Annotated in this window: 4 protein-coding genes; 1 reads left to right on the top strand and 3 read right to left on the bottom strand. The window is 61.0% G+C overall.

Features of this window, described 5'->3' with window-relative positions; all coding sequences use genetic code 11:
• Positions 1-118: 118 nt before the first annotated feature.
• Both AC1DVH_RS27050 and AC1DVH_RS27045 read right to left on the bottom strand, forming a co-directional pair.
• On the bottom strand, positions 119-1,000 hold the full coding sequence (locus AC1DVH_RS27050) for an NmrA family NAD(P)-binding protein (protein ID WP_477756375.1): 882 nt from the start codon (positions 998-1,000) through the stop codon (positions 119-121).
• 35 nt (positions 1,001-1,035) lie between these two features.
• A complete protein-coding gene (locus AC1DVH_RS27045) occupies positions 1,036-1,677 on the bottom strand; it encodes an HD domain-containing protein (protein WP_477756374.1) in 642 nt (213 codons plus the stop codon).
• Between the two features lie 123 nt (positions 1,678-1,800).
• Between AC1DVH_RS27045 and AC1DVH_RS27040 the strand changes: the two genes are divergently transcribed.
• Positions 1,801-2,820: a GlxA family transcriptional regulator gene (locus AC1DVH_RS27040; protein WP_477756373.1), complete on the top strand. Its 1,020-nt coding sequence runs from the start codon at positions 1,801-1,803 to the stop codon at positions 2,818-2,820.
• Positions 2,821-2,888: 68 nt separating this feature from the next.
• Here the strand turns inward: AC1DVH_RS27040 and AC1DVH_RS27035 are convergent, their stop codons facing one another.
• Positions 2,889-3,656: a metallophosphoesterase gene (locus AC1DVH_RS27035; RefSeq protein ID WP_477756372.1), complete on the bottom strand. Its 768-nt coding sequence runs from the start codon at positions 3,654-3,656 to the stop codon at positions 2,889-2,891.
• Between the last annotated feature and the right edge of the window lie 522 nt (positions 3,657-4,178).

Raw genomic sequence — 4,178 nt, 5'->3', positions numbered from 1 at the left:
GACGTCAGGGATCTTGGCCGCTCGGGTGCAGCGGCGGAGCGAGGAAAGTGTAGCGGGTTGTCGGCGTTGCATCGGGCGCGAGCGTTGATACTTGAACACCCGATGCATACACCCGCGGTCACTGTTCGAACAATTGGCGATTGGCCCGTACGAAGTCAGCCACCGTCTGCGGTGCTTGACCGGTTACTTGCCCGATCACGCCGTCCACTCCGGAAAAAATCCCGTTCTGGTAATCGACCGCCACCGCCAGGAAGTGCTGGATGACAAATTCCGGCAGATCGTAGGTCTGCAGGTGCTGGCGATACTCCTCCAGCGTCGACGGACTGTAGGTGATGGTGCGGCCGACGATGGCGCTGATTTCCTCGGCAATTTGCTGATGGCTCAGTTCGACGGGACCGCACAACGGGTAGGTCTTGCCGATATGGCCGGACGGCTGGGTCAGGAGCCTGGCGATCACACGGGCCTGATCTTCGGCGGCAATCGGTGCGTGCCGCCCGCTACCGTACGGCAGCGTTATCCTGTTTTCCTTGACGATCTGATCCAGCACCCACGGAAAAATCAGCCATTCGGAAAAGAACGTCGGGCGAATGTGCACCACTGGCACGCCCGACCAGTCGAGTACGCGCTCGGCAATCCAGTGGTCGCGGGCGGCATGGCTCAGAGAGTCTTCCCGCGCGGAAATCTGCGACATTTCCACCACCACCTCGACGCCTGCGCGCCGTGCGGCATCGGCAAAATAGGCGGTTGCCTGAATGTAGCCGGGGCGAACCGGGTAGCACAGGTACGCGCCGGTCACGCCATCCATGGCGCGCAAGATATCGTCATGTTCCAGCAGGTCGCCGACAAAGATTTCGGCGCCCTCGTTCTGCAAGGCGGCGCTGCGTTCGTCCAGTTGATGCACGAAGGCCCGCACTGCATGACCTTCATTGAGCAGATGACGGACGGTGTAGACGCCGGTTTTACCGGTTGCTCCGGTGATGAGGTATTTGTGTGGCTGCATGATGGGTTCTCTCACTGTAATAAACGGGAAGTGGATCAGCTGTCGAAGGGTGCGTTGTCGATCAGGTCGCAGACATTCGGGCAATCGAAGCCATGGACATGGCGGCGCCCGACATCGGCGAGCCCGGTACCAATGGCCGTATGGGGTTTGTTCCTGGCCACTTCGGCAACGGCCTGGGTAAAGGCCGCTTTCATGCCGATGCGGGGGTAAAGCGCGAGCGTGTCGTCGACCAGCGAAGGGGTGATTTCATCCAGGTGCAGGCCCATGACATCGACATGGGCGCCCAGATAGATCAGGGCGATTTCCGGCTGTTTGCGGTCGGCGATGCCGGCGCTGGAGTGCAGGGCAATTGCATCCCAGACCTGTTCAGCTTTCGCCTGCGGATAACCGTTGGCCAGGAGAAAATGACGGGCGGCATCGGCGCCATCGACTTCAAAGCGCTGGTCGGCGGCAAACTCGGGCGTCAGCCCCAAATCGTGCAGCAGTGCGGCGAGGTAGACCGCTTCACGGTCGTACCGCAAGCCCCGGCGCTGGCCAAGGAATTCGGCAAACCACCATGTCCGGTGCACATGATGCAAAAGCGCCCTGGAGTGGACGCGTTCCACGAGCGATGCGGCTTTGCGGGCTAGCTCGGAGTCTGGAGCGCTGAAGCCGCCGATGTTGATGGGTGTATTCATGGTGCCTCCCGGGAATGACGTTGACTTGCCATTCACTCTATGGATTCGCCGTGTGGCGCAATTGACTATTTTCGGATTATTTGTGCCAATATTGGTACCTCGAACGTGCAGGAGCCCGCCGTGATGAACAAGACGAAACCTGGCCATTCATTGAAGAGCCGCACACCAAAACGCGTGGTGATTCTGGGGTTGCCACCCGTCGACGGGCTCGACGTCATCGGCCCGGCCGAGGTGTTTTCCCTGGCGAACACTCTGCACGACGGAGCCTTCGCGCCCTACGTGCTTGAACTGGTCTGCGCGGGCGTCGACCCGCAAATGGCCAGCAGCACTGGCATCGGGCTCATGGCGCACACGACCCTCGAGCACGAGCGGCGTGCCGACAAGGCCATCGACACGCTGATCGTGGCGACAGGCTGGCAGGCAATCGATCAGCTGGACGGGGCGGCCATAGAATGGATTCGCACGAGGTCCGAAAGCGTACGACGGGTGTGCTCGATCTGTGTCGGCGCGTTCGCCCTGGCAGACGCAGGGCTGCTGGACGGGCGCCGGGCGACGACTCACTGGCGCATGGCACGCGATCTTGCCGAGCGATATCCCAAGGTGCAGGTCGATCCGAATCCGATCTGGATCAAGGACGACAACGTCTATACCTCGGCCGGCATCTCGGCGGGCATCGACCTTGCCTTGGCGCTGGTCAGCGAAGACCTGGGGGATGACGTTGCGCTGGACATCGCGAAAAACCTGGTGCTGTTCCTGCGCCGTCCCGGTGGGCAGGCGCAGTTCAGTKTCGCCCTGCAATCGCAGCAGGTCCCCGGTTCTAATCTGGATGAACTGTGCCACTGGATCAGTGAGCACCTGAGTTCACAGCTGACCGTGGAAATCCTCGCAGACCGCTTTGCTACCAGTGTCCGAACCTTGATCCGGATCTTTCAGCGCGAGTTGCAGACCACCCCGGCCAAGTACGTGGAAGACGTTCGGCTGGAAGCCGCGTGCCGGGAGCTCGAACTGGGCGGGCGCTCGATGGAAGAGGTCGCACGCCGATGCGGTTATCACAGCGTCGACGTGCTGAGGAAGGTTTTCGCCCGGCGCCTTGGCGTGAGTCCCAGGGAGTACGCGCAACGTTTCGCGCCGGACGTGGGGTAGGGGCGCCCGAGGCTTTCGGAGAATGTCGAACGGTTCGATGCGCTGGAACTGTTGATCTGAGCGTTACCTCAGAACTCCAGATCGATCACCAAGGCCTCATCGAAATCAGGATTTTCATTGATGCCATTTTTGGCATAGCCCCGGGGGTTGCACGCCACGCGGGTGTTGCCCACCCGATAATCGAAGCTGCCATGGGTGTGGCCATGCAGCCACAGTGCCGGCTGCCAGTCTTTGATCCGCTCTTCGAGGTCCGAGACAAAACTTGAGTTGATCGGCGAGCCGGCAAAGGTCGGGCTGATGCTCGACYGGGTCGGGGCGAAATGCGAGACCACCACCGTGGGCGTGCTGCTGTCGCGGGTGAAGCAGTCTTCCAGCCAGGCGACGGTCTGCAGAAACACCAGTTGGGAAATGGCCGGGGTGAACAGGTCTGGAAAGTCGGGGGCGATCCTGATGTGGCTGAAGTCACGGATCAGTTGGGTCGCCAGGTCGATGCCCAGCGCCCGATCCTCCGGGCTGTCGAGCAGGCGATAGTCAGACCACAAGGTGCAGCCGAGAAAACGCACGCCGTCGTGGACGTATTCCGAACGTTCCAGAATGTGGATCTGCGTACCTTGCGCCAGGCTGTTCAACTGTTCGTAGGTGGAGACCAGGTCACTGCCATAGAACTCGTGATTGCCCGCCACGTACAGCAGCGGAACCGGGCACGCGCTGGCCCACTCGATGGCTTTGGCCGGCCGGGCGATGTCCCCGGCGAGTACGACAATGTCGGCATCCACGGTGGGAAAAGGGACCGCGTTGACGGACAGGTGCATGTCGGACAGCAAGGCGATGCGCATGGATCAACTCCGGCGTGTCTTGAGGGGCAGGTCGTCCAAATTACCCGTTGTCGACCCGTTGCCACAAGCCGGCTTTATGCCACGCCGAAAATCCACTGTAGGAGCGAGCCTGCTCGCGATGGCTATGTGTTGGGTGATGTGGTTTTGCGGGCGTACATATCCGTTTTTGCGGTAACGGCGACTATTGGTTCCGCCCTTACGGCGGGTCACTTGGAAGAGCGGAACGCCGCCCGGCCCCAAGTAACCAAGGGCTCTTGCCCCTKACGTTCGGTGCCTCGCCTAGGCTCGGCATGCCCTCGCTCCGGTCCTGCTCCGTGGGCCCGCCGCGATCGGCCATCCATGGCCCAGAGTGTGTAAAAACTGGTTCAAACATCGTCGACGCGTAGCGTCGACGATGTTTGGCTGGCTAATTACACCTAAAGCGTTCTTCGTAGCTCCAACCCGCTTTTAATGCCACTAGTAACGCTTCTCAGCTCGTCCATCGGGCAAAACAGGGGGCTTTTCAGGCCGCCAGCGCTTTCA

This window comes from Pseudomonas sp. P4_C3 (assembly GCF_056402075.1).
This window is presented reverse-complemented; position numbering and strand designations above follow the sequence as displayed.